The organism is Nitrosomonas sp. Is24, assembly GCF_033063335.1.
In the GTDB taxonomy this organism is placed as follows: Bacteria; Pseudomonadota; Gammaproteobacteria; order Burkholderiales; family Nitrosomonadaceae; genus Nitrosomonas.
This window is the reverse complement of record NZ_JAWJZG010000001.1, coordinates 1535746-1560746: the sequence shown is the minus strand read 5'-3', so window position 1 is coordinate 1560746 and position 25001 is coordinate 1535746. Positions and strand designations below refer to the sequence as shown.

Sequence of the window (25001 nt, the reverse complement as noted above, 5' to 3'; positions counted from 1 at the left end):
GGAAAATTCTCAATCGGTACAAGATTCCGATAAGGACAAGAAACCGTCGATGGTGGATTACTGCAAAAAACATACATGTTAATCGAATAACGATTTGCAAATTGGAGATAACCAATGAACAGAAAAGTATTGAGAAATCTGGCTTCAGCAATTTTTGCATGTTATACCGCAGCCGCAATTTCCGCTCCGCACTGGACGCATGAGGAACAAGCAACCTGGGGAGCGATTCAGGATCCATCACAAACCGTCGTGCCGTTGAATTATCCGTATGCGGAATGCAGTATCGGCTCACACCAATCGCCGGTCGATTTAGCCGATGCGAGAATTGATAATACCCGTAAATTGAATAATCTGGAGGTTTGGTACGATGTGGACACCCCGGTATTCTTCAATACCGGTCACGCGGTTCAGGTCAATACCTCAACGCACTATAAAGGCGAGCTGAAAATCGGAGAGGAATCGTATCCGCTGGTTCAATTTCACTTTCATGAGCCCAGCGAACATGCAGTAGGCGGCGTGAAGTTTCCTGCGGAATTACATTTTGTTCATGTCAGCCCGGATGGGCGACTCATCGTTTTGGGTGTGGCGGTAACCATAGGGGAAGAAAATGCGACATTGCAGACTATTTTAAACAATATGCCCGCTACAGGGGGTGATCAAAATGCTAATCCCACCGGTATCCGGATTGATCCAACCACATTATTACCGCCGCTTGGTCATAATACGTTTGATTATGTATCGTTCGCTGGTTCTTTAACAACACCGCCTTGCAGTGAAGGTGTGCAATGGTACCTTTTATTGGACAGCATTTCGATATCTGCGGCACAGCTTTCACAACTCAAGGGATTCTATACGGATAATGCCAGATCACCGCAGAATCTGAATGGGCGAGTTATCTCTTCAACCAAATAATTTAAGTAAAAATATAAGGTGAATCAGTGTATTTAACGTGATAAGTTTAGGTTAATGCACGATTTGCCTTATGATTTCTCACTTGCCGGTCTGAGTTTGATCGTTCTGTTCTGAGTCCTGATACTGTTTCTCAGCTTCTTCACGCTTAACTTCCTGATTGCCGAGTTTATCGTTAACCGGGAATTTCACTGACTTGGCGTCAATGGGGTAAGGTTCAGCAATCCAGTAACCTTGCGCATAGTCGATGCCCATATTTTCCAGCAGCTGTAAAGTCTGGTCGTTTTCGACCCATTCGGCGATGGTTTTAAGCCGCATCACGTGGCCAATGTGATTGATCGATTCAACCATGGCTTGATCGACCGGATCGGAAAGCATGTTTTTGATCAACCGGCCGTCTATTTTCAGATAATCGAGTGGAATATTTTTCAGATATTCGAATGATGACAAGCCACCGCTGAAATTATCCATCGAAAAACGGCATCCGAGTTCTTTTAGCGTGGTTACAAAACGCACTGCGTGGTTCATTTCAGTCAATGCGATATGTTCTGTGATTTCAAAGCAAATACCAGCTGGATTTAACTTGCTGGCTTTGATGGTGTTCACGGTGAAATCGAGAAAATCAGCACTCTCAAGTACTTGTGCGGATAAATTGATGGTATAGATGACGTTGGCTTGGTGGTGTGCATGGGCCTTGATTAATTTAAACGACTGTTCCAACACCCAGCGATCAATGACTAGCATATGATCATGCCGTTCAGCAGCGGGTAAGAACGCTCCCGGCATGACGAGACGGCCGTGTTCATCTTCCAGGCGCAACAGGATTTCACCGTGTTTCTCTTTGCCATTGCTGCTGGAAATCGATTGAATGGGCTGGAAATATAAACACAGCCGCTGGTCGATCATGGCTTGCTGGATGCGCGGCAGCCATGGCATTTCGCCGGATTCTTGCTGTGCGGTATCGGCTCGATATACATGCACTCGATTACGCCCTTGTTCTTTTGCCGCATAGCAGGCGCTATCGGCTGCATTTAATGCAAAAGCGAGGCCTTCGTTGGCGTGCGTGATGGGGAACAATCCAATACTGACTCCAATGCTGAATGTATTGCCTTGCCATTGAAAACGAAAGTTTTGCACCAATTCGCGTAATGCTTGCGCAACCTGCAGCGCCTCGTTCTGCGGGCAGTGCTCTAGGATGACGCCGAATTCATCGCCGCCAAGACGCGCCAAGGTATCGCGTGTACGCAGCTTGGCATGCAACAATGCAGTAACTTGACGCAGTAATTCATCGCCAGCGCTGTGTCCGCAAGTATCGTTGATGATTTTGAATTGATCCAGATCGAGATACAGCAGTGCATGTGAATCATTTTTGCGTGTTGCCGCCAGGATTTTGCCGAGACGGGTTTCAAATTCCTTACGGTTCAGCAAGCCGGTCAATGAATCATGCGCGGCCTGATAGGCTAGTTTTTGCGTCAGCTTACGTTGCTCCGTGACATCGCGGAATGTCAGGACGGTTCCAATGACATGCTGTTGCTCATTCTGAATCGGCGCTACAGTGTAATCGATAATCCATTCTTGCTTATCCTTGCGGATTAACAAACACTCATGGTGTTTTTGCGGATCTCCGGATGTTCCGTTATGACATACCAGCGGGTCGGCAACAGCCGACCGGTTAACGCTATCGAGAATGTTGAATACTTGTTGCAACGGTAAGCCGTTGGCATCCTGGTTGCGCCAGCCGGTAAAAATCTCTGCAATCGGATTGAGGTAGGTGACGTTGCCACCGGCATCGGTCGTGATGACCGCATCACCGATACTGGCCAAAGTTACCTGGAATAATTCTTTTTCCTGGTGTAACACAGCGTTGGCCAAAGCGAGCGCTTGAGTGCGCTCCGTGACACGTTGCTCCAATTGTTCTTTAACGCTTTTCAATGCTTGTTGCGACTGGTCTTTTTCGGCGATTTCGGCTTGTAATGCCTGATTGATCGCTTTTTGATGATTTTTCGCTTGTACCAGCCGTTTCAGCAAATCGAAATTATCAAAGCGGAATTTAAGTGATTCCGCGACAGTTTGATACAGCCGATGGGAAATACTGCCCATGGCAAAGACAAAAATAAGATAAGTAAAGGCAATCGCGAGCTGTATATCGCTTTCGTGCGTGATGACCTGATAAGTAAAAGGAATAACGGCGGGAATTGAAAAAGCCAGGAATGCGCCCCGGTAAGATGACAAACTAGCCATCGCACCCGCTACCATGCCACCCAATAAGTACGCGAGAAATAATTGGTGTGTGGCGCTGCCGTTGACAAAGAAAATGCTGCCCGTTGAGCCCCAAAGTATGCCGGAAAATAACGTACCGATTAGAAATTGTCGGCCCCAGCGAGCGGATTCGGCAGTGGATGGCTTTTTACGGAAATAGGATCTGACCAGCAGAAATCTGATGAAAGTCAGTAAATAAATTGCGGCTAACCATCCCAGCAGCCAAGTCTTGGCAACATGATCCCAGAAAATAAAAACGAGCGCGGCGGAGGTGATCAGTGTAACTACCAATGCCTTGGGAGCTTGCTGATAAAGCAACTTTACTTGTTCGGCCAATAGTGCCGTGGAATGATTGCTTTGCTGCAAGGAGGAATTTACAGTGTGATGATTAAGCTCTGATGCCCGGTAATCATTTTTCATTGCGGACAAATGATGGAAATTGTTCGCAGTTTGTCGGATGATTTTCCAAAGAGTTTAGAACTAATTGCGAATTGCGGGGATAACCATAATTCAAAACAATCAACTAGATTGCTGAGGATTTGTAAGCATTTTATTTCAATGACATAATGCTGTCTGGATTGCAAATGAAAAATGCTCATTTCTACGCACGTAAGAATATTCTTATTGAGAATCAGAAAATTATACTTTGAATTTTATGTAAGTAAAGAAAACCTTTACAACGGTAAGGATCACCCGGATTAAAACAGTGAATTTTCAATCGATCGAGAAAATTATGGAGATTAATCTATTAAAACGCTATCTATAACTGATCGTTCTTTGCAACGAAGTATTTTCTGGTTTGCGGGTTTGGGTTTGTTGATTGTCTCCACTGCGATACGCGGCGCGGGCATTGCCGTGATGGAGCAAAGTGTCAAGGAGCTGGGGCAAGCGTTTTCCGGTGCACCCACCAACACTGACGACGGTAGCATGGTGTTTTTTAACCCGGCTGCGATGAGCCAGGTGCGCGGCCGGCTGGTTTCGGCAGCGGGATATGTCATTGCACCTTCCGCGGTTTTTCATAATGACGCTTCACATCTCAACCCATTTTTGGGGGGAACCCCGTTGAAAGGCGGTAATGGCGGCGATTCACCCAGTCTGGCTTTTGTACCGAACTTTTATTATGTGCAGGAACTGACAAACCGGGTGGCCTTCGGCTTCGGGTTCAATACCCCTTTTGGTACGCGCAATAGCTATGATCCGGATTGGAAAGGGCGCTATCAAGCGCTCGATTCGGAGATTCTGACTTTAAACTTCAATCCATCGCTTTCCTTTAAAGTAACCGATAAATTCTCGCTAGGCGCGGGCTTCAACGTCCAGTATTTGCAATCCCGGTTGACCAACGCGATTGATCTCGGCCCCGCCTGCTTTCTAGCATTCGGACCGGCACCTTGCGTTAGTCAGGGGATTCGGCCACAAGCCGCTGATGGGCATGTTTCCCTAAAGGGTGACAGTGTTGGGTTTGGTTACAATTTCGGTGCTTTTTATACACTCAATCAGAACACTCGGCTGGGTGTCAGTTATCGCTCCAGAATTACACATGATATACATGGAAATGCAAACTTTACGATACCGGATAAGGCCATTGCACTGACGCAAGGTAATATTCTCGTTGACACCAGCACCAGCACGACGGTTACGCTGCCGGATTCGGTATTGTTCGGTTTGTCGCATCGTCTCAATCCGCGCTGGGCGGTTTCCGCGGATGCATTGTGGACGCATTGGAGTTTGGTACAGCAACTACGGACCAATTTTGCATCGGCACAATCGGATGACGTGCAAAACCTAAAATGGAACGATACCTGGCGCTATGCTTTTGGCGTCAATTATTTTTCCGAGAGCAATAAATGGACCGTGCGGATGGGTTTTGCCTACGATCAAACACCGGTTCCGAATGCCCGGGACCGCTCACCGCGTATTCCCGATGCAAGCCGCTATTGGCTGACTGCGGGACTGACTTATGCCGTCATGAAGAATGTCAATATCCATGCCGCATACGCGCACTTATTCATGAATGACGCCAGCATTAATCATCGCGGTACGACAGCCGATGTTCTCGCCGGAAAGTATGCCGAGCAAATCGATATCGGCGGTCTGCAAATGGATTGGCGCTTCTAACTCGCGTAGTATCTCCTGTGGTTTGCTGAAACTTATGCCGGTTTGAGGTATCTTATGACGGCGTTTGTCATGGCGCCATCTAGAATTCTTCATACCCATAAATCGAGGTTGAACAATGGACAAAAAAACACATGTTAACTTCTGGTATGTCATTGTGGCATTGTTAAGTTTGCTGTTGATCCAGAATCTTTATTCGCAATACACTCAAGTAAAACCCATTCCGTATAGCCAGTTTCATCGTTTGCTCGAGCAGGGGAGCGTGGCTGAGATTGCGATAACGCAAAATCAGATTTTTGGCACACTGAAAGAAAAAAATGCCGATGGGCTCAAAGATTTTGTGACCACGCGAGTGGAGCCGGAATTGGCGGAAATACTGGATAAACACAACGTGGTGTATACCGGCGTGGTGCAAAGCACTTGGCTGCGCGATTTACTGTCGTGGATCGTGCCAACGGCGATTTTTGTCGGCATTTGGTTGTTCGTGATTCGCCGAATGGGCGGCGGTGTGGGAAGCGGATTGATGTCGATCGGTAAAAGCCGCGCCAAGGTTTTTGTCGAAAAAGAAACCAAAGTCACTTTCGACGATGTGGCGGGTGTGGATGAAGCCAAGGAAGAATTGGTTGAAATTATCAATTTCCTCAAAAATCCAGTGGATTATGGCCGTTTGGGCGGGCGCGCACCGAAAGGTATTTTGCTAGTGGGACCGCCCGGCACTGGAAAAACATTGCTTGCGCGGGCCGTAGCCGGTGAAGCGGGTGTACCGTTCTTTTCCATTTCCGGTTCGGAGTTCGTCGAAATGTTTGTCGGTGTCGGTGCAGCCCGGGTGCGCGATCTGTTTGAACAAGCGCGGCAAATGGCGCCAGCGATCATTTTTATCGATGAACTGGATTCATTAGGGCGCGCCCGCAGTGCTTATGGTGGCATGGGTGGCGGGCACGATGAGAAGGAACAAACGCTGAATCAACTCCTGGCGGAATTGGATGGCTTTGATTCCAGCAGCGGCATCGTGCTGCTGGCTGCAACCAACCGGCCGGAGATTCTCGATCCGGCACTGTTGCGCGCCGGGCGGTTTGACCGCCAAGTGCTGGTGGACCGGCCCGACAAAACCGGGCGCGAACAGATTCTTGCCGTGCATGCGAAAAAAGTGAAATTGAATACCGATGTCAAAATCGAGCAGATCGCTGCTTTAACGCCGGGATTTACCGGTGCGGATCTGGCGAATTTGATCAATGAAGCAACGTTACTCGCAACACGCCGCGCAGCGGTATCGGTGACAATGGACGATTTCAATAACGCCATTGAACGCATCGTGGCCGGATTGGAAAAACGTAACCGCCTGCTCAATCCCAACGAGCGGCGTGTCGTCGCTTTTCATGAACTCGGTCACGCCATGGTAGCACTTGCGTTACCGGGTACCGATGAAGTGCATAAGATATCGATTATTCCGCGCGGTGTCGGTGCTCTGGGTTATACCATCCAACGCCCTACGGAAGACCGCTATCTCATGACGCGAGCGGAACTGCTGAACAAAATGGCGGTGCTGCTGGGCGGTAGAGCGGCCGAGCAGGTGGTGTTCCATGAGGTATCGACGGGTGCTGCGGATGATCTGGTGCGCGCCACCGATATCGCGCGTGCCATGGTGCTGCGTTACGGCATGAGCGAGGCATTGGGTAATGTGGCGTATGACCGTGAGCAGTCAGCTTTCTTGCAACCCAATATGGCCTTGCCGCAAAGCCGAACTTACAGCGAGGAAACCGCGAACAAAATCGATATTGCCGTGCGCGTGCTGGTCGATCAGGCTTTGGAGCGCGCTATCAATATCTTGCAAAATAACCGTAACTTACTGGATCAGACTGCGGAAGCGCTGCTCAAGACCGAAACCTTGAATCAACCGGAAATCCTGCAATTAAAACAGGCAATTCATGCGTATGCGCACCAGCCATAAGCGCCAGCGCGGGAAAACCGGAGGATTTAACTGTCATCGTCCTGTTTTTCCGCGGATCTTAACCGGATATCCGAATTAGGCAGCGCATCTTTTAATATTTGATCAATTTTCTGATTGATTTCTTCCGGTGTCGCGCCGCTGTTGATCACCTGCTGGAGATCGATCAGATTGGAAGCCATGTTGATGTGTTGCTGGTTTTGTTGCGCGGCGAAATCCACCTGCATGGCTTTCCTCTTGTTGGCAAGCTGATCTTTCGGGCTGCCGGTGAACAGCGACCGGATCGTTTCAACCAAGCGGCTTAAAACCGTATGTGTGAGGTCGGCGGAGAAGCCGCCGAGCATGGCCAGCAACGGCCGGATAATGCCTTTTTCCAGGAAAGGTGTTTCACTCAAGTGTCTGCTGAAGTAGTCCTCGGAAACCATGATGGCGAGAATCAAACCGGCAATCAGGCCTAGAAAGAAACGAATCCAATAGGAAGCATGATAGGTGGGGTCAAAAGTGCCATTGGCGATAAACGTATTGGCTTTATACAATGCGGCAAATGAAGCACCCAATCCGGCCGCGGCCAGATAGAACATCAGATTGAGCAGCAATTCCAAGCCATCCTGCAACATGATATTGCCGCTGTCGTTGCTTACTTCTTCGGTCAAAGTCAGTCCGATGAATAACATCAGCGACACGATAGCCGCGATCATCATTTGGCGGATCAATGAAACCGGGCCGAGAAATTTCATGAATCCGGTAACCCCTTGTTCGATATCCAGCAACAAAATGGTATTCGGTTTGGCGGGTTCCACTATTCTCGCCAATGCGCAGTGCGCTGCAAGCAATTCACCAATATCCAGATCGGTCCGGACATGAATCCGGTCATTCAAAGCGGTGCCGCTCTGTACAGTAAATGTATCGATGGTACGTATCACCTTATCCGGCACGGTTTTGCCGTTGGCAAGCGCGTATTCGGCCATGGCCCGCGCTTCCCGGTAAAGCTGATACCTCAGACTCGTTTGTTTGTAAGGATCGGGTGATTGATTATCTTCCATGGTTGCTCCTGGTATCGTGGCACTGAAGGCAAGCGGTTAAAATAGAATGGCGGTAATGGTAAAAATCCAAGTCAGCAAGATCGGCCAATAAATCAGTTTTGGAATGAAATTATCCTTAAATGCCAATATCCCGAGTGGCGGATCATATGAGATCAGCACGGCATTGACGGTTACCATCAAAATAGTAATGTAGGAGACGAGGTAGAAATATTCCAAATATACAATGGTATTTACCGCCAGTTCGTCTCTCAGCTGCACATGCATAATCAATAAGATGAAAAAAAGCGCCGAGCACGCGGCGACGATGGTCGATACATTGAAGCCGGTGAATGTCAGTTTCGCTTCTTGTTTGGAGATGGTGAGAACGAGTCCGTATAGCATTAATAGCACCACAGCCAGAGGAAATAAATGCGCAATGAATGGATTTACAATATTGCGCGAGATTTCCAGGTTGAAATACAGTTCCGGCATCTTGTCGTGGCTGGTGAATTGACGATCGCCGAAATTGCTGTTGTATTTATTCACCTTGATGCCGAAGAAAGCCCGCGATGGATTCCATTCGGATAAAACAAAATCCTGCTCAACGCCCGGCAGAGTATTGGGATTCAGGCTATCGAAGGATTTAAAATCCGGCACGAGAATGACATTTTTAGAAAAACTGGTATGCCAGAGACGTACCCAGAGGAGTTGCCGGTCGAAGGGATATATTTTGTAATCGAAGGTCTCTCGTAATGTGGCTTCAAAATACCAGCCTTTGACGATTTCATCGCCTTCCTCGTGCTCATACGCTTCTGTTATGGATGTTTCTATGGCTTCGGGAAAAATGACGCCATGCTCGATATCTTCTTCAAAGTGCTTGGGAAAGCGCTGCCATACATAGCCGGTTATCGCCACGTTGGTCGCGTTTTGAAATTCAATTGACTGAATGAACAAGCCGGTTGGAACAAAAAAAGGTGGTGTTTTTGATTCCTGCAGCGCAGCGACGGCATAATCGTTCTGAAATTGCTCGACGATCGCGCGGTTCGATAGTGTCAGCGATTGATTGCGGGTCACTGAAGGTGTGTAATATTCCGTGATCCAGATCGACACGATGCCCACGGTCAGCAGCAATGACGTGATAAACGCATGCCGTAACAATTGCGCGACCGATTGCTGCTGTTTGATGAACGCAATCCAGATATAAATCAGCAGGCACAACACGACAGCATTGATGATCCAGCTGATCAAATCGGATTCGTGAATTACCCGGGTATCTTCGCCATTTTCGTTGTCGTTCTCAAACAAGTGCTTCTTGCCGATTTCCGCATTCATCACGGTTAACACATACCATCCGGTTTCGCCAATGGGATAGCGGTTGAACCAGGCGGAGCGGCCAGTGAGCTCATTTGTCCCTAATTTCCCCGCCGTGAATTCGGCAAAGTAAGCCGGCGTAATGGCTTGATTCAAATCACTGACAATTTTCTTGGAACCCTTGAGTCCATGATAGATAATTTGGTCGAATTCATTGACGACGATGGCATAACCATTATCGCCAACATCGTGGTTCTCGACTTGCTGTCTGACCCAATCCAGATCGATATCCAAAAATACCACGCCAGACACTTTTGTGGCGCTCATATTTTTTTGCAACGGTACGACATACTTTAACGTATGCTGCTGATAGGCCATATCAAAGTAGGGCGCCAGCCAACCGCTTCTTCCGCCGGTAGCTTGCAGATACCAGTCACCATTCTTGCTGTTGCCGTTTTTCGCGCTATACGCCGCATGACCGGTGTAGTCATAATACTGATCGATCCGGTCCAGTTGATAGGCCGTGCCTTGCTGGCGGATAAAGGGTGCAAACAGACGCAGCTGCGGGTCGGCTTGGTATAAATCGAAAGCCACGCCCAACGCATTGAAACCAAAATGATTGAGTGCCGCCTCGTTCAATGCAGTATCGATTGCTTCCTGGCTCCAGGAAATTTCCCGTAAGTTTTCCGCAAGCTCATTGGCGGCGGAAGCCAGCGCGGTTAATTGATCGTTAATCGAATCGGCAATGGTTTGCGTGGTGGCCAGTGCATGTTGTTGCGATAGTTGCATGGTGGTGCGGTATTTCTGCACCATACCATTGGTTGACGCAATAAAAATGCATAGGAAGATGACCATGCAAATACCGAGAATTGCCTTGATCCAGGAAACGAATGTCCACTTCGCTTGTTCCGGTGATTCAAGTTGCTGGGTTACCTTCAATTATCTTCTCCGCTAGTTTTTACGCTATTCCATTGGCGGGTTTTATCCAGATGCGTCAGCCAAACATGATCGCTTGCCTGATGATCGCCGGGATTTAAGGTGACTGTGCCAAAACCTTCCAAATTAATCGATCCTAACTTCTCCAACGCTTGTTTCAGAGTGTCGCCGGTGATCTCACCGGGGATGCTTTGCAGCGCTTTCACCAGAACCTGCGCCGCAAGATAGCCTTCGCGCCAGATGAAGTCTTGCTCCTCGGAGCCGGTTTCTGCGGGCGGCACCACCTGGGTCATATAGATTCGTCCATGGATGCCGGGTAGGGCATCGGCCAATAACGAAGCGGCGGAAAAGGATAAGTTATAAAACCGCGCATTGGGGAAAATGCGGTGAGAAAAGCGGATAAACTGCGCGGCGGGTTGATATGCGCCCACAATGATGATCGCTTCGGGCTTCGGTGTTGCCTGAATCATCGCTTTGATTGCGCTTTGTATCGCTAAGGAATTGCGCGGGTAGTACGTGACCAGCAGCCGGTCGGTATGCTTGAAGCCCGATTGCTCCAAGACGGCTTTGGTGATATCGAAGCCAGTCTGTCCCAGCGTGTCATCTTGCAAAAAGAGTGCAATGCGGTACGGAGAAATACCGCGATCCAAAATATCCTGCACGATCAACTCCATTTCTTGCCGGTAGCTGGCGCGGAAATTGAATATATAAGGATCGGGCGGAATCTTGCGCAATAAATCGGCGCCGGTGAAAGCGCCATAAAATACCACACCACGTGCATTGGCGATGGGTGCGGCAATCGCGGCCGTCGGCGTGCCGGCGTTACCGACGATGGCGATGACTTTATGCTGATCAATCAACTGTATCGTGTTCACCTTGACACTATCCGGCTCATACCCATCATCGAGTACGGTCAGATTAATCATGCGGCCGCGAATACCACCTTGCTGATTGATTTCCTCGAACAAAGCATTCATACCCAGGTACATGGCGCGTCCCAATAGCTGATTGGGGCCGCTGAGCGAAGTGCTCATACCGAGTGCTATGGGTTCGGCATGCGCAAGACTGCACCAGCAGAGCACAACGATATAGGCGCAACATTGTGTATAGAAAAGGGTTATTTTCTTTATCGGGATGGATTTAAACATGCTGGTTATTCAGATGAGAAGGATTGCGCTGCCGGTATTATTTTGGCTTGATCGATGGTTTGGTTTAATTTCGAGTGTATGATTAACTCTATCGACTAACATTCTGTATCTTAGATTGTTTCAACCTTAAATGCGATACCATATCATATCTGTCGCGACATAGAAACCATTCCAGCTGTTTTATCAATAGCATGCATCAAAGCCATGCAGGTAATGCCAAAGGCTTCAGCAGCGGGTGGAATTATTGAATCCAGCTTGTGGTATTGCTGGTAGTGCTTGCACGGTATGAGGAGAATCCCGTGAATCCGGGATTCTCATTGGAGAACAGTCAATTAAGAATCTGTGGTAGTAAAACCAATAAAGGTAGGGAATCAGTCGCCGCTGACGCGCAATGCGGTTGTATTCAGAGCGGGTGGAATTAATACCCGGATGGGCCGTTGACTGACACTGAATACAACGGTGCTTTCGGCTTCGATGTCGCGATTGCGGAAATAGTCGCCATCGACCTGTAGCGGATAGGCCTTGTCGTGCAACGTGCAAGCAATGTGCTTGCCGCTGAAATACTGCATGGGGAGGTTGGCGGGTTTTTGTTGCAGAATGCGCATGGCCTTCACCAATTCATGCTGCGGCCGGGCGCCCGGCAGAAACCCGACAACCAATTCGTTTTTGGACGGATCGGCGCTCGGCACGAGTTGCAGGTTTTTCGCATAGGCCGAATTGTTGGCTACGATGACATAGCCGGAGCCATGGTCGACGACTTGTTCGCCATCGACATTCACTGAGACGGTAGGGTGATGCAATGAACACAGCGCTTTCAGTCCATGCCAGAGATAAATCGAATCGTTGAGTGGGCCTTTTCTTTTACCGATGTTCTTGACCGTTAATGAATCCAATCCCATTGAAGCCATATGAAAAAAAGGTTTCTCGCCGCGAATGCCCTGGCCGCTGATCAAACCGTAAAACTGCTGCAAGCAAACGCCGGAAGCGATGGCCTGGAGCAAATCGTCCGCTTCGGTGCTCATGGCGTAGGAACGCGCAAACAGCGACTCGTTTCCACCCGGTATGGCATACACCGGCGTGGTTGTTTTGTTGAGCAGATCCAATAATTTCCGGATAGTGCCGTCACCGCCCACCACAACGACCAGGTCACTGGACGAAATGTTATCCACGATGCGGGTATAGCCCTTCATTTTTTTCTCGGAGGGACAAATTTCAGTATGCTTGCCTTGCCGGGACAGCGCCGCTGCCAGTTGATGAGCGAGCGCCTCGGTATTGCCAGCGCTGGATATCGGGTTAAAAATGATCAGGATTTTTTCCGGCGCGGGTATTTTGAGCAGCAGCGGATTGGGTTGAAACAAATGATTGTCGTTCATGGATGAAATGTGCGGGTTAATTCCAGCGTGTTTGTTCAAATTCACGATAATTCAACCGGGATGACATTGACTTCCGACCAGATTCGATCGCACCACGGCCGATCGACCGGCGGCATGTCGTCCTTGATCCATTGCACCAGATGTTTGGCAGTGTTCGGGTAAGTGACACGGATTGCTTTAGTTTCGTAGAGCCATTGCTCAATACGTTTGGCATCGACGGTTTGCATCATCTGACCATAACCCAGCAGGCTGAGCGCTGCTGCATTGGAAGCTTGTTCCATTTGCGCATGCACGGGTTTTACCAGGATTTTTTTACCTAATTGCAATGCTTCGCTGGCCAATTCAAAACCGGCATTGCAGATGATGCCCGCGCAATCCGACAAATCCTGCTGAAATCCGGTCAACGACAAGGGTTTGCAATGAATATGCGCATGCTGAGAAGGCGACGCTTCCGGGGAATAGATGAAGAACTCGAAATTTTTGAAGCGTGCGAACAGTTTGATGATGTACTGCTGATCTTCAAACGGCAGATAAACGACAATTTTGTTTTTTTGAATCTGTTCGGAAATAAAAGGTGTCTCAATCACCGGAGGCAGAATGGGTTGATCGAAATGATGCCAATGCAAGCCGATGCTTAAATCAACCGGCGCGAAATTTTTCAATACGGCTTCGGAAACCGGATCATGACCTGCGCGCGGTATGTCATGTTGGAACGCGTATTGATGACAGATGCCAACGGTTTTTTTGTTTTGCCTGCGCGCTGCCCAAGCGGTTACCGGTTCAAAATCGCAAATGACCAGATCGTAAGTACTCAAATCCAGTTGCCGGATGTCCTTGAGAAAATTGAGCGGTTTGGATTGCCATACGGTTTTCAGGTGATTGATTTTGCCTTTATGGGTAGCGAATGTCAGTCCTTCGCGCCACTGATGGCCGTTGAAAACGTCCATCGCGAAAAACTTGTCTTGCGGCCTGCCCGTGAACAAATAAGTGACTTCGAGATCCGCTGCTTGCAACTCACGCGCCATGATGCGGCCGCGCGTGATATGGCCATTGCCTGTTCCTTGGATGCCGTAAAAAATTTTCATGGTGTTCCAGTTCCTCAATGGATATCTGCGATGGTGATTTGAAACCTGGATGTGTCAGGGTTTTATTAAATCGGGCAGAGTGTAGCAAGCTGTCATGACAGAAAAATGACAGTTCGGCGGATTACATCGAGCGTGCTGAAGGGCTGGAAAACTTAGAAAATTACAGATAATCGCCGCTTATACGACGGTAATATCGCGGCCAAGTGTACGAATGGAGAGTTTGGAAATTCTTGGGTTGGAATGGAAATCGCGCATGGTCATACCATTGCCATACACGTCCAGAAGATTGCCATGCGGGTCCATCAGATGTTCACGCAAATAACTTTCTTGCGTAAATCCGAGCGCTACAATGTTTTTCTGGGAAAAGGTATTGTGCGCGTAAACATGGGCGATCAATTTGTTTAATTTGACCCGGTTGAATACATAGTCCAGAACCAATAAGGTCGCTTCGAGTGCGATGCCGCGAGTGCGATCTTCAGAATCCGGCAATCCGATCAGAAATTCTGCCCGGCGATGCGATAAGTTGATGTCGACGAGATTGGCGATACCGGCCGGTTGCCCGGTATTTTTGCGGAAGATGACCCAGTCGACGGATTTAGTCTGGCAAGGATGCAATGCTTGTGTCTGATGCAATTTTGCAGCCAATTCGCCGACCGGTTGATGGCGCGGAATGTATTGATTGTACAACGTCATGAAATCATTATTTTGGTGGCAGTACCGTAAGTAGGCAGCGTCTTGTGCTTCGTAACGGCGCAGGAATAATTTTTTTCCTTCTAGCGGTTCCAGCCAGCAGGAATCGACTTCGGCAAGATTGTTGCGCGCCTGGTTGAAGTTGGGGGTTAACTGTAATGCTCTATGAAACTGGGCTCTGGCTTCATCGATTCTTCCCAGGTTTTTTAACGCTTGGCCCAGATTATTGCAGGCTTCCGAGTAATCTCCCTGTAATTCTATCGCTTGCTGATAGCAGGGGATCGCTTCCGCGGTCTGGTTCATTTTTTGCAACGCATTGCCCAGGTTGTTGAGCGCATGCGGATAACGCGGACGCAATTGGAGCGCCCGGCGGAAACTTTCTGCCGCTTTCTCATGGCAATTTTGCACCATCAGCGCATTGCCCAATACATTGAGCACTTCGGCTTGATTGGCATTGATGGCGAGCGAGCGTTCGCAATAATCGATGGCCTCTTCGATCGAACTTTGTTCCCATAACGCATTGGCATAATTGCCGATAAAATCGGCGCGTGTGGGCGCTAAGGTGATCGCTTTGCGGAAATTATCGTTCGCTTGCGTAAAACGCTTGCTCTGGGCATAAATAACCGCGAGCAGATGCAGTGTGTCGGGTTGATCCGGCAGTGCGGCAAGAATTTGGCGGCAAACCGCTTCCGCTTCGGAAAACTGCCCGGATTGCTGATGGCGGACAGCGCGTTGCAGGGCTTCTGAAATTTGTCGCATGAGGAGATTCTGAGTCAATGAGGCATGGTGTTGGCAAAATTGCAGGCGATTGCCTTTGTTATGTACTATCAGCAGTGTCATCCAACCGCGATGATACTGCTGATAGGGTGCAACTTAAGCGTTAGAGAACTGGAAAAACCAGATCGCCAATACCTGCCACACCCACAATTGGCGGCGTAACAAGCGTATCGGTTGTCGTGAAATTGAGCGTGGTGTCATCGCTGATTCCGGCGTAATAATTTCCAGCGGTATCGGTGATTGCGCTGGCATCAATTTCAATATGATAAGTCGTATTGGGAACCAAATCGGCTGCCGGATCGATAAAGATTTGATTGCCGCCGAATTTACTGCTACTGAATGTAACCTGGCTGGAATCATTGATTGAAATCGTCCGTGTATCCGAACCATTGCTGATCACAATGTTACCGTTTGCCGGTTTTATCTCTTCATTGAAGTAGAGGTTAATGTTGCTACCCACCGCAACATCGACAGCATCATCCATCGGCGAACTGCCTGTCAATAGCGGGTCGCTGGATAATGTCGTAAAGTTGAGCGTCGTATCGTCACTGATGCCGGCGTACGAATTGCCGGCTAAATCGGTAATGGCGCCGGTGTCGATTTTAATGCTGTAATTCGTATTGGGAACCAGATCGGCTGTTGGATTGATAGCTACCTTGCTGCCGTTAAAAGTGACTTGACTGGCATCGTTAATCGCGATGGTGCGCGTATCCGAACCGTTACTGATAACGATATTGCCGCTGCTGCCGGCTTGAACTATTTCATTGAAAAACAATTGAATATCACCGTTTACTTGGAAATCGCTGGAGTTGTCATCAGGATTGCTACTAGACAGACGAGGCTCGCTTGTAATGGTGGAGAAATCAAGCGTCGTGTCATCGCTGATGCCTGCGTAAGCATTACCTTCCAGATCGGTGATAGCGCCGTTATCGATCCGGATACTGTAGTTCGTATTGGGAACCAGATCGGCTGTTGGATTAACGGTTATCTTACTGCCGTTGAAAGTGACCTGGCTGGCGTCGTTAATGGCGATAGTGCGGGTATCGGAGCCATTGCTGATCACAATATTACCACTGCTGCCCGCTTGAACCTCTTCATTGAAGGCTAGCGTAATGTTGTTGTCAGCCGGAAAATCAGTGGAACCATCCCACGGAGTACTCGAAGACAAAAGCGGCTCGCTGGTGGTCGTGGAGAAATTCAGCGTGGTATCGTCGTTGATGCCGGTGTACGGATTACCATCCAGATCGGTAATGGCCGTGCTATCGATTTTGATGCTGTAGTTCGTGTTGGGAATCAGATCGTCTGTTGGATTAATAGTTACCTTGCCACCGCTGAAAGTGACTTGGCTGGCATCATTAATGGCAATGGTGCGAGTATCGGAACCATTGCTGATGATGATATTGCCGCTATCGCCCGGCTTCACCAGCTCATTAAAGTAGAATTTGATATTTTGATCGACTTGGAAACCGGTGGAATCGTCACTGGGATCGCTGCCATTAAGACGAGGCTCGCCCGTGATGGTGGAGAAATCCAGTGTAGTGTCATCGTTGATACCGGCATATGCATGGCCGTTCAAATCGGTGATGGCACCAGTATCGATCTTGATGCTGTAATGGCTATTGGGAAGCAGGTTGGCGATCGGGTTAATGACGACTAGATTGGAATTATTGAAGCTGACTTGGCTAGCATCATTAATGGCGATGGTGCGGGTATCGGAGCCATTGCTGATGACAATATTGCCGCTACTGCCGGGCTTAACCTGTTCATTAAAATAGAGTTCAATATTCTGATCAAATTGAAATCCGGTGAAATCATCCCAAGGATTACTTCCGGTTAACTGCGGCTCGGTCGCAATGGTGGAAAAATTCAGCGTGGTGTCGTCACTAATGCCAGCATAGGCATGACCATTCACATCGGTGACAGCACCGCTGTCGATCCGGATGCTGTAGTTAGTGCCGGGTACCAGATCGGCGGCCGGGTTGATGCTGATACCGTTAAAACCGTCAAAAGTGACCTGACTGGCGTCGTTTATCGCGATGGTGCGTGTATCTGAACCGTTGCTGATGACAATATTACCGCTACTGCCGGACTCAATCTGCTCATTAAAATACAGCTCGATATTTTGATCCACTTGAAAATCGGTGAAATCATCCCAGGGATTACTGCCGATTAGCTGTGGGTCGCTCGAAATGGTGGAAAAATTCAGCGTGGTGTCATCATTAATGCCAGCATAGGCATGACCACTCACGTCGGTGACGGCACCGCTGTCGATCCGGATGCTGTAGTTCGTATTGGGAACCAGATCGTCTGTTGGATTAACGGTTATCTTACTGCCGTTGAAAGTGACCTGACTAGCGTCGTTAATCGCGATGGTGCGGGTATCGGAACCATTGCTAATGATGATATTACCAGTGCTGCCTGCCTGAACCTCTTCATTGAAGGCTAGTTTAATGTTGTCGTCAGCCTGGAAGTTAGTCGTGTCATCTCCAGGCGTACTCCAGTTCAAGCGTGGTTCGCTCGTGACAGTGGAGAAATCAAGTGCGGTGTCATCGCTAATGCCAACATAGGCATGACCACTCAGATCGGTGATAGCGCCACTATCGATCTTGATGCTGTAATGCGTGTTGGGTACTAAATCGGTAGCAGGATTGATCATTACGCCATTGTAACCATCAAAGATTACTTGGCTGCTGTCATTGATCGCGATTGTATGCGTATCGGGACCGTTGCTAATGATGATATTGCCGCTGCCGCCAGACTGAATCTGCTCATTAAAATAGAGTAGGATATTTTGATCCACTTGGAAATCGGTGGAGCCGTCACCAGGATAACTCCCATCCAGCAGGGGTTCACTCGTAACTGTGGAGAAATCAAGCGTAGTGTCGTCGCCGATTCCGGCGTACGGGTTGCCGCTCAGATCGGTGATAGCGCCGCTATCGATCTTGATACTGTAATGCGTGTTGGGGACCAAATCGGTAGTGGGTTTGATCATTATGCCACTATAGCCATCAAAGGTTACTTGGCTGCTGTCATTGATCGAGATGATGCGCGTGTCAGTACCATTGCTGATGGTAATATTGCCTGTGCTGCCCGGTTTAACTATCTCATCGAAGAATAATTCAATCGTGTTGTCTATCTGAAAATCAGCGATATCGTCCCCAGGATTACTCCAAGATAAAAGCGGACCGGGGCCGATCGTGCCGAAGCTCAGTCCGCCAGTGATTCCCTCCCAAGCATTGCCCGATGTATCGGTAATCACACCAGGAGCAATCTGGATGCTGTAGGTAGAATTAATAATTAAATCTTCGGTAGGATTGATGGTGATTGAACCGTAATTGAGCATGCCCAAGCCGGTAGAGTTATTGATGGTTACTTGACTGGCGTCATCAATCGCAATGACTCTGGTATCGGTTCCATTGCTGATGATGATGTTGCCGGTTCCGGTCAGGATTTCTTCATTGAAATTCAGGGTGATATTGTCATCGATTTTCAATGGCTGTCCTTCAGTCGGCCAACTCCAACTCAGGGCCGGTGCTGTGGTGTCGGCAATCGTCGTAAAGTTGAGTGCTGCTGGATCACTAATTCCAGCGTAAGGATTTCCGGAATAATCGGCAATCACCCCATTAGCAATCTCGACATGATAGGTCGTATTGGGTATTAAGTTGGTACTGGGATTAATGATTACCTTGCTGCCGCTGAATGTGATCTGACTGCTATCATCGACAGCAATGAGGCGGGTATCTGTGCCGTTAGTGACGACAATATTGCCGGATCCTGCTGTGACTGCTTCATCGAAGTGTAAAACAATATTGTTGGTAACCGGAACTTCAGTTGTGTCGTCGGCAGGCTCGGAATAATAAAGTGTGGGTGGGGTAGTGTCTATGAATGCAGGCTCAAGCGTGAATGTAAGCGTCGCGCCCAGGCTTCCGCCATGTCCATCCACAATGTCATAGCTTAATTCGACATCACCGGAAAAATTGCTTTCCGGTGTGAAGATCCAGCCGGTTGCGGTTTCGGTCAGCGTACCATGCGTAACCGACAGATTCTGGATCGCTATTTCATCCTTATCGATATCGGTGAAACCCTTTAACAGGTCGCTTGCCAGAATTTCATAGCCGGTGTTTTCCGTTCCATTCGGCAGGATGGCGGTGGTTCCGGTCAGTTCCGGCGCATGATTCAGTCCGTTGAGCGTCACTGTTGCCTTAGCCCAGCTCAGCGGGCTATTGCCTTGACCGACCTTCATGGCGTAGATAAAAGTATCGGTTAAGCTTTCACCGGTTGATAGATCTTTAAGCTTGGCTTGCAATTCAGGTGTGATGACGTAAGAAACCTTGCCAAATTTGGTGATCGAAATTTGTGCACCTAATTCGCTATAGTTGATCGCGTCGTAATTATCACGGGTCAACAAATCGCTGGGCTCGTTCCCGGCGTCGCTGCCTTCATCCAGAGACCATAACACTTTTAATAAACCGCCTTGATCATTCGCCAGCACATCCAGTATGAAACTGTCACGGCCGCTGCTTAAATCCGTGAAATTATCATTCTGAGCTTTGGAGTTTTGCGCAAATGAATCTGCCTTCTGGATTACTGAATTAACCGCCATTATATTTTCTCCCCGAAATGAATTGCCGCGCGTTTGAAAAAGTTAATTGGTTGATTGTTATGAATAGCGGAGCGAGTATAACTGATGAGAAGAGACATGAGTGTGATAAAAATCACATTTTAGATTAATTAATTTGAGTGATTAGGGCCTGTTAACGCTATTTGATATAATTTGGTGATGGAAATCACCGAAACTCAATATCAACAGATCGAGCACTGCCTGCCGCGTCAGCGTGGCAACGTCAGCCATTCCAATCTGCAAGTTCTCAATGCCATTCTTTACGTTGCCGAGCATGGCTGCAAGTGGCGAGGACTGCCCAAGCGATTCGGCAACTGGCATACCATCTATACCCGCATGAATCGCTGGGCAAAGAGTGGTGTACTGAGCCATGTATTTGGGCAACTTCAGCATCAGCAAATCATCCGTATCCGTATTGAAACTGTTTCGCTGGACAGCACCAGCATCAAAGTCCATCCCGACGGTACGGGTGCGTTAAAAAAAACGGCCCCCAATCCATCGGAAAATCTCGAGGTGGTTGGACCACCAAAATTCATCTGGTTGCCGCAGATTCCAGAACAACCATAAGCTTTGCCCTCTCGCCCGGTCACGCCCACGATGCGCCAGAGGGCAGGCAGCTTTTGCTTTCCCTCGGTCCCGTCAATACGCCCACCTACCTGCTGATGGATCGTGCTTATGAGGGCGACCAAACCCGGCAACCGGCACTAGATTTGGGTTACATCCCGGTTGTTCCGCCCAAAGCAAATCGCTTGTCACCCTGGGAATACAACCGTGCCATGTACAAAAAACGCAACGAGATCGAACGATTGCTCAGAAGGCTCAAGGGATTTCGCCGCATCTTCTCCAGGTTCGATAAGCTCGATGTCGTCTTCATCTCCTTTATCCACTTCGCTCTCATCGTCGAAGCAATCAGATTGTGTTAACAGGCCCTAGTTAATCTAAATTATAGCAATGGTAATGGTGTGGTAAACGCGAAAATAAGCAACCAAACAGCGATTAATTTCACTTGCCAATATTCGCGGATAATGATTTTCTTGTGCTTTGAATAAAACACTGAGTGATTACTCGGGTTGCAGCCATTGTTGAATTTGGCCGCGGTGAAGCGCATACCAGCGCTGGCCGATATCCAGCGCCTTTTGCTGCACAATGGTGTTATTGGCGGAATCCATCTGATCCGGCATGTCATAATCCTTCAGATAGTGATTGATATACAACACTTGATTGCCCAAAACTGCCTCAGTCGTCCTCACATTGGCCAGCATTTTTTCCCTGAGAATGATCGAGGCGATCCCTTGCGCCGACCATTGCACGCCGCCGTAACCACAAGCGCTTGCGCCTTTGATTGCAAAACTACGCCAGCCTGAGCCGATGGAAAGCATTTTGATTGTGCAGTCATTCCAGCAACGTTGCGCATAGAGGTATGCGCTGAATCCGGGATTATTCATGCCCACGCCGCCATCGATGCGCCAGCCGCCATCCTTCATTTGCACCGGCGGGTAATACGAGGGCGCAGCGGTGCAGGCATCGGCGATTTCGCTGAGTAAAAAATCCGGCTGACTGTCATTGGTGAAGATTTCCAATTGATCTTGATTGAGATTGAAGCAGGGGACAAAAATCTGTTTGTCGAGCGAGGACAGCTTCAAATCGCCCAGCTCGTTTTGCAGCGCCAGTTTTTTCGGAATGCCCTGGTATTTGGGGCGAACTTGCAAACGGTTCAGCAACCGGCCAAAGCGATGTTCCGTCATTATTTTTTCCAGCAATTTTTCTTGCAGAATTTTCTCGATGATCCGCTGTGCGCTCAATTGCCGTCCCAGAATCAAACAGGTGATCAATCCGCCGGAGGAGGAACCGGCAATCAGATCGAACAAGTCGTACGTGGCAACGCCGGTATCCTCTTCCAGGCAAGCCAATACGCTTAGTTGAATCAACAGATGACTGCCGCCGCCGTCCAGGCTTAAAATGGTTTTAGGGTGCAAAGCGTGTTTCAACGGTGTGCTTAAGCCGCTCGTTTGCTGGCCAGCAATTCCGCGTGCACGAGATTTTTGTGCTGTTCAAACCGCTCAGACCAGAAGACCAATTCCAGCGAACCATCGAGATGCTCCAGCAAGGTCGAGCAGCTTTCTACCCAGTCGCCGTCGTTGCAGTAGAGCACGGAATTGATTTCCCGCAATTCGGCATGATGGATGTGACCGCACACCACACCGTCAACGCCGCGGTCCTTGGCCAGATGCGCCAAAGCTTCTTCAAAACTGCTGATGTAACTGACTGCGTTTTTTACCTTCAACTTCAGATAAGCCGCGAGCGACCAGTACGAATAACCAAAGAATTTACGTAACCTATTGATATAATGATTTAGATCTAACAGAGTGTCGTAAGCGATATTGCCTAATTTGGCGAGCCAGCGGCTGTTCTTCACGATCATATCGAATTCATCGCCGTGCATGACCAGCAGTTTTTTACCATCCGTGGTGGTGTGTACATAATCCTGATGAATTTCCACATTACCGAACACATGGCCGATACAATCGCGCAACGCTTCATCGTGATTGCCCGGCACGTAAATCACTTTAGTACCGTGTTTGGCTTTGCCCAGGATGGAGCGGATGACATTGGTATGGTGCTGCGGCCAGTAAGGACTCTTTTTGATACTCCAGAAATCGACAATATCGCCGACCAGAAAGAGATAATCGGTTTCAACCGAATGCAGAAAGTGCAATAGCGCTTCCGCCTGGCAACCGCGGAATCCGAGATGCACATCCGAAATCCAGACGCTTCTTACTTTGATAGGGGCTTTATTCTTCACCATAAATGCCTTTTTAAGTGGATTAGTCATGGCTGTGCAGCATAGAGTGTGTTTGTTAAGCTTCTTTGAAGCATTTGTTAAATATTGATGAATTCTTTGTGAAAAGCGGAAAACATGGGGCGATTCTTTGCTGCGCAAGAAAAGATTCGAGTAACATCTGCCTTTTACCGCAACCGGTATTCCGGCAACCCTCAATCCAGCAAAAATGCGCGCTCCGTCAACGATCAAACAATCCTTTCCCGAGCTGGAACAAATTGAAGCCATTCTGCGAGAGCGCGATGTGGCGATCTTGCAGAGCCGGGTGCTGTGCCAGGTGCCGTACGGCGATGACTTGCTGCCGGTGTATGCACTGACACTCGGCAACCGCGCGCCGGATGTGCCGTGTGTGACGTATGTCGCCGGTATTCACGGCTTGGAGCGTATCGGCACGCAAGTCGTCATCGCATTCCTCGAAGGCTTGCTGGAGCGGCTCAAGTGGGACCGGGTATTGGCAGAAATACTGCAACACGTGCGCATTCATTTCATACCCATCGTCAATCCCGTTGGCATGCTGAACAAAACTCGCGCGAACGGGCAGGGTGTCGACTTGATGCGCAATGCGCCGGTCGATAGTGTTGAAAAAACCATTTTACTGGCCGGTGGACACCGCATCTCACCGTCTTTGCCGTGGTACCGGGGAAAAACCGGCGACGTCATGCAGCCAGAAGCCCAGGCATTGTGCGATTTTATCGCGCAAGAAGTCTTGCCTGCGCCGTTCAGTCTGGTGCTCGACTGTCATTCCGGTTTCGGTTTCCGCAACCAGATCTGGTTTCCGTATGCCCGAAGCCGGCGCGAACCGGTCAAGCATTTGAAGGAAATCTGTTATTTACGCAATTTGTTCATGCAAACCTATCCGCACCAGGATTATCTGTTCGAACCGCAGTCGCAGCATTATCTGGTGCATGGCGATTTGTGGGATTTTTTGTACTTGAAGTCATTGGAACAGAGTAATGTTTTTCTGCCATTGACGCTGGAAATGGGCTCATGGCGCTGGATCCGCAAGAATCCGCTGCAACTGCGTCAATTGCTCGGTTTGTACCATCCGATTAAACCGCACCGGCTCAACCGGGTGCTGAGGAGCCATTTGATCCTGATGGAATTTTTGCTGCACGCCACGCTATCGTACCAAACCTGGATCAATCAAAGTGACGCGGAAAAACTGGAACAACAAGCGCTGGCATTGTGGTACCCATGAGTCAATCCGGGCATTTTGTGCTGATCCGGGGATTGTGGCGTGAAGCACGGCATTGGGGTGAATTTACCGCGCATCTGCAACAACAATTTCCCGCTGCGCTAATCAGCACACCGGATATTCCCGGCAATGGTTTGCGCAATCATGAAATCAGCCCGGACACCATCGCCGCTATGACCTATGCGTTGCGCCAGCAAATTAATTTGAACCAGCCGGTACGGTTGATCGCATTGTCGATGGGCGGCATGATCGCAATCGATTGGATGATGCGTTATCCAAAGGAGATCGAAGCTGCGGTACTGATCAACACCAGCGCCAGACCGCTATCGCCGTTTTACCACCGTCTGCGCTGGACGGCTTATCCGCATGTTCTGCCGCTGATTTTTCAATCTGTTGCGAAAAGGGAAGCGGATATTTTGCGGTTGACTTCCAACCGCCATCAACACGATACAAAACTGCTCGAATCCTGGCAGCAATGGCAACAACAGAATCCCGTATCGCCAGCCAGCGCCAGAAACCAATTGCTCGCCGCCATGAAATTTTCAGTCACCGCAAAACCGCAGCAACCGCTATTGGTCGTCACCAGCCGGGCGGACCGGCTAGTGGATTACCGCTGCAGCCGCAAATTGGCACAAACTTGGAATGCGGATTATGTTGAGCATGAAACCGCCGGACATGATTTACCGTTGGATGAACCGGAGTGGTTGGTTCAAAACATTAAGCAATGGCTTGATACAACGATAAACGAGCTATCCAGTCAATAACAACGAGTGAACCAT

General features: G+C 48.9%; 16 protein-coding genes. 6 read left to right on the top strand and 10 right to left on the bottom strand.

All coding sequences use genetic code 11. The features are described from left to right. Positions 1 to 114 precede the first annotated feature (114 nt). Positions 115 to 912: a carbonic anhydrase family protein gene (locus R2103_RS07020; protein WP_317530761.1), complete on the top strand. Its 798-nt coding sequence runs from the start codon at positions 115 to 117 to the stop codon at positions 910 to 912. Between the two features lie 78 nt (positions 913 to 990). Here R2103_RS07020 and R2103_RS07015 read toward each other — a convergent pair whose 3' ends face one another. Next, entirely contained in the window at positions 991 to 3588 is a 2598-nt protein-coding gene (locus tag R2103_RS07015; protein WP_317530760.1) for an EAL domain-containing protein, read from the bottom strand. A 357-nt stretch (positions 3589 to 3945) separates the two neighbouring features. On the opposite strand from R2103_RS07015, the gene R2103_RS07010 reads away from it, so the two are divergent. Continuing rightward, positions 3946 to 5283, top strand: coding sequence for an OmpP1/FadL family transporter (locus R2103_RS07010; protein ID WP_317530759.1), 1338 nt, complete (start codon positions 3946 to 3948; stop codon positions 5281 to 5283). A 115-nt stretch (positions 5284 to 5398) separates the two neighbouring features. Continuing rightward, a complete protein-coding gene (gene ftsH / locus R2103_RS07005; protein WP_317530758.1) occupies positions 5399 to 7228 on the top strand; it encodes an ATP-dependent zinc metalloprotease FtsH in 1830 nt (609 codons plus the stop codon). A 26-nt stretch (positions 7229 to 7254) separates the two neighbouring features. Here the strand turns inward: ftsH and R2103_RS07000 are convergent, their stop codons facing one another. From R2103_RS07000 to R2103_RS06970, 7 genes are all read right to left on the bottom strand, one after another. Then, on the bottom strand, positions 7255 to 8268 hold the full coding sequence (locus R2103_RS07000) for a hypothetical protein (protein WP_317530757.1): 1014 nt from the start codon (positions 8266 to 8268) through the stop codon (positions 7255 to 7257). 36 nt (positions 8269 to 8304) lie between these two features. Continuing rightward, complete coding sequence (locus R2103_RS06995; RefSeq protein WP_317530756.1) at positions 8305 to 10497, bottom strand: cache domain-containing protein; 2193 nt, start codon at positions 10495 to 10497, stop codon at positions 8305 to 8307. After that, positions 10494 to 11642 carry an ABC transporter substrate-binding protein gene (locus R2103_RS06990; RefSeq protein WP_317530755.1) on the bottom strand — a complete coding sequence of 383 codons (1149 nt, stop codon included), beginning with the start codon at positions 11640 to 11642 and terminating at the stop codon, positions 10494 to 10496. The genes R2103_RS06995 and R2103_RS06990 overlap by 4 nt, the downstream gene beginning before the upstream one ends. 371 nt (positions 11643 to 12013) lie before the next feature. Further along, positions 12014 to 13060 carry a diacylglycerol/lipid kinase family protein gene (locus R2103_RS06985; RefSeq protein WP_317530754.1) on the bottom strand — a complete coding sequence of 349 codons (1047 nt, stop codon included), beginning with the start codon at positions 13058 to 13060 and terminating at the stop codon, positions 12014 to 12016. Continuing rightward, on the bottom strand, positions 13057 to 14100 hold the full coding sequence (locus tag R2103_RS06980) for an MJ1255/VC2487 family glycosyltransferase (RefSeq protein ID WP_317530753.1): 1044 nt from the start codon (positions 14098 to 14100) through the stop codon (positions 13057 to 13059). Before R2103_RS06980 ends, R2103_RS06985 begins: the two co-directional genes overlap by 4 nt. A 177-nt stretch (positions 14101 to 14277) precedes the next feature. Next, positions 14278 to 15549 carry a GNAT family N-acetyltransferase gene (locus R2103_RS06975; RefSeq protein WP_317530752.1) on the bottom strand — a complete coding sequence of 424 codons (1272 nt, stop codon included), beginning with the start codon at positions 15547 to 15549 and terminating at the stop codon, positions 14278 to 14280. Positions 15550 to 15670: 121 nt separating this feature from the next. Beyond that, on the bottom strand, positions 15671 to 20170 hold the full coding sequence (locus tag R2103_RS06970) for an Ig-like domain-containing protein (protein ID WP_317530751.1): 4500 nt from the start codon (positions 20168 to 20170) through the stop codon (positions 15671 to 15673). 177 nt (positions 20171 to 20347) lie between these two features. On the opposite strand from R2103_RS06970, the gene R2103_RS06965 reads away from it, so the two are divergent. Next, positions 20348 to 21111 (top strand): IS5 family transposase gene (locus R2103_RS06965; RefSeq protein WP_317530750.1). Its coding sequence is split into 2 segments (ribosomal slippage): positions 20348 to 20663 and positions 20663 to 21111, totalling 765 coding nucleotides; the frame shifts between segments, so codons are not numbered across the junction. A 138-nt stretch (positions 21112 to 21249) separates the two neighbouring features. Here R2103_RS06965 and R2103_RS06960 read toward each other — a convergent pair. After that, complete coding sequence (locus R2103_RS06960) at positions 21250 to 22176, bottom strand: patatin-like phospholipase family protein (RefSeq protein WP_317530749.1); 927 nt, start codon at positions 22174 to 22176, stop codon at positions 21250 to 21252. Between the two features lie 8 nt (positions 22177 to 22184). Beyond that, a complete protein-coding gene (locus R2103_RS06955) occupies positions 22185 to 23021 on the bottom strand; it encodes a UDP-2,3-diacylglucosamine diphosphatase (protein WP_317530748.1) in 837 nt (278 codons plus the stop codon). 175 nt (positions 23022 to 23196) lie between these two features. On the opposite strand from R2103_RS06955, the gene R2103_RS06950 reads away from it, so the two are divergent. Both R2103_RS06950 and R2103_RS06945 read left to right on the top strand, forming a co-directional pair. After that, positions 23197 to 24225, top strand: a complete 1029-nt coding sequence (locus R2103_RS06950) for a M14 family zinc carboxypeptidase (RefSeq protein WP_317530747.1) — start codon at positions 23197 to 23199, stop codon at positions 24223 to 24225. Next, positions 24222 to 24986, top strand: coding sequence for an alpha/beta hydrolase (locus R2103_RS06945; RefSeq protein ID WP_317530746.1), 765 nt, complete (start codon positions 24222 to 24224; stop codon positions 24984 to 24986). The genes R2103_RS06950 and R2103_RS06945 overlap by 4 nt, the downstream gene beginning before the upstream one ends. Positions 24987 to 25001: the final 15 nt, after the last annotated feature.

Excerpts from the sequence above, each read along its gene's own strand:
- R2103_RS07020 (WP_317530761.1), top strand. The coding sequence starts at position 115 with ATGAACAGAAAAGTATTGAGAAATCTGGCTTCAGCAATTTTTGCATGT.
- R2103_RS07015 (WP_317530760.1), bottom strand. The coding sequence starts at position 3,588 with ATGAAAAATGATTACCGGGCATCAGAGCTTAATCATCACACTGTAAAT.
- ftsH (WP_317530758.1), top strand. The coding sequence starts at position 5,399 with ATGGACAAAAAAACACATGTTAACTTCTGGTATGTCATTGTGGCATTG.
- R2103_RS07000 (WP_317530757.1), bottom strand. The coding sequence starts at position 8,268 with ATGGAAGATAATCAATCACCCGATCCTTACAAACAAACGAGTCTGAGG.
- R2103_RS06990 (WP_317530755.1), bottom strand. The coding sequence starts at position 11,642 with ATGTTTAAATCCATCCCGATAAAGAAAATAACCCTTTTCTATACACAA.
- R2103_RS06980 (WP_317530753.1), bottom strand. The coding sequence starts at position 14,100 with ATGAAAATTTTTTACGGCATCCAAGGAACAGGCAATGGCCATATCACG.
- R2103_RS06975 (WP_317530752.1), bottom strand. The coding sequence starts at position 15,549 with ATGCGACAAATTTCAGAAGCCCTGCAACGCGCTGTCCGCCATCAGCAA.
- R2103_RS06970 (WP_317530751.1), bottom strand. The coding sequence starts at position 20,170 with ATGGCGGTTAATTCAGTAATCCAGAAGGCAGATTCATTTGCGCAAAAC.
- R2103_RS06955 (WP_317530748.1), bottom strand. The coding sequence starts at position 23,021 with ATGACTAATCCACTTAAAAAGGCATTTATGGTGAAGAATAAAGCCCCT.
- R2103_RS06950 (WP_317530747.1), top strand. The coding sequence starts at position 23,197 with ATGCGCGCTCCGTCAACGATCAAACAATCCTTTCCCGAGCTGGAACAA.
- R2103_RS06945 (WP_317530746.1), top strand. The coding sequence starts at position 24,222 with ATGAGTCAATCCGGGCATTTTGTGCTGATCCGGGGATTGTGGCGTGAA.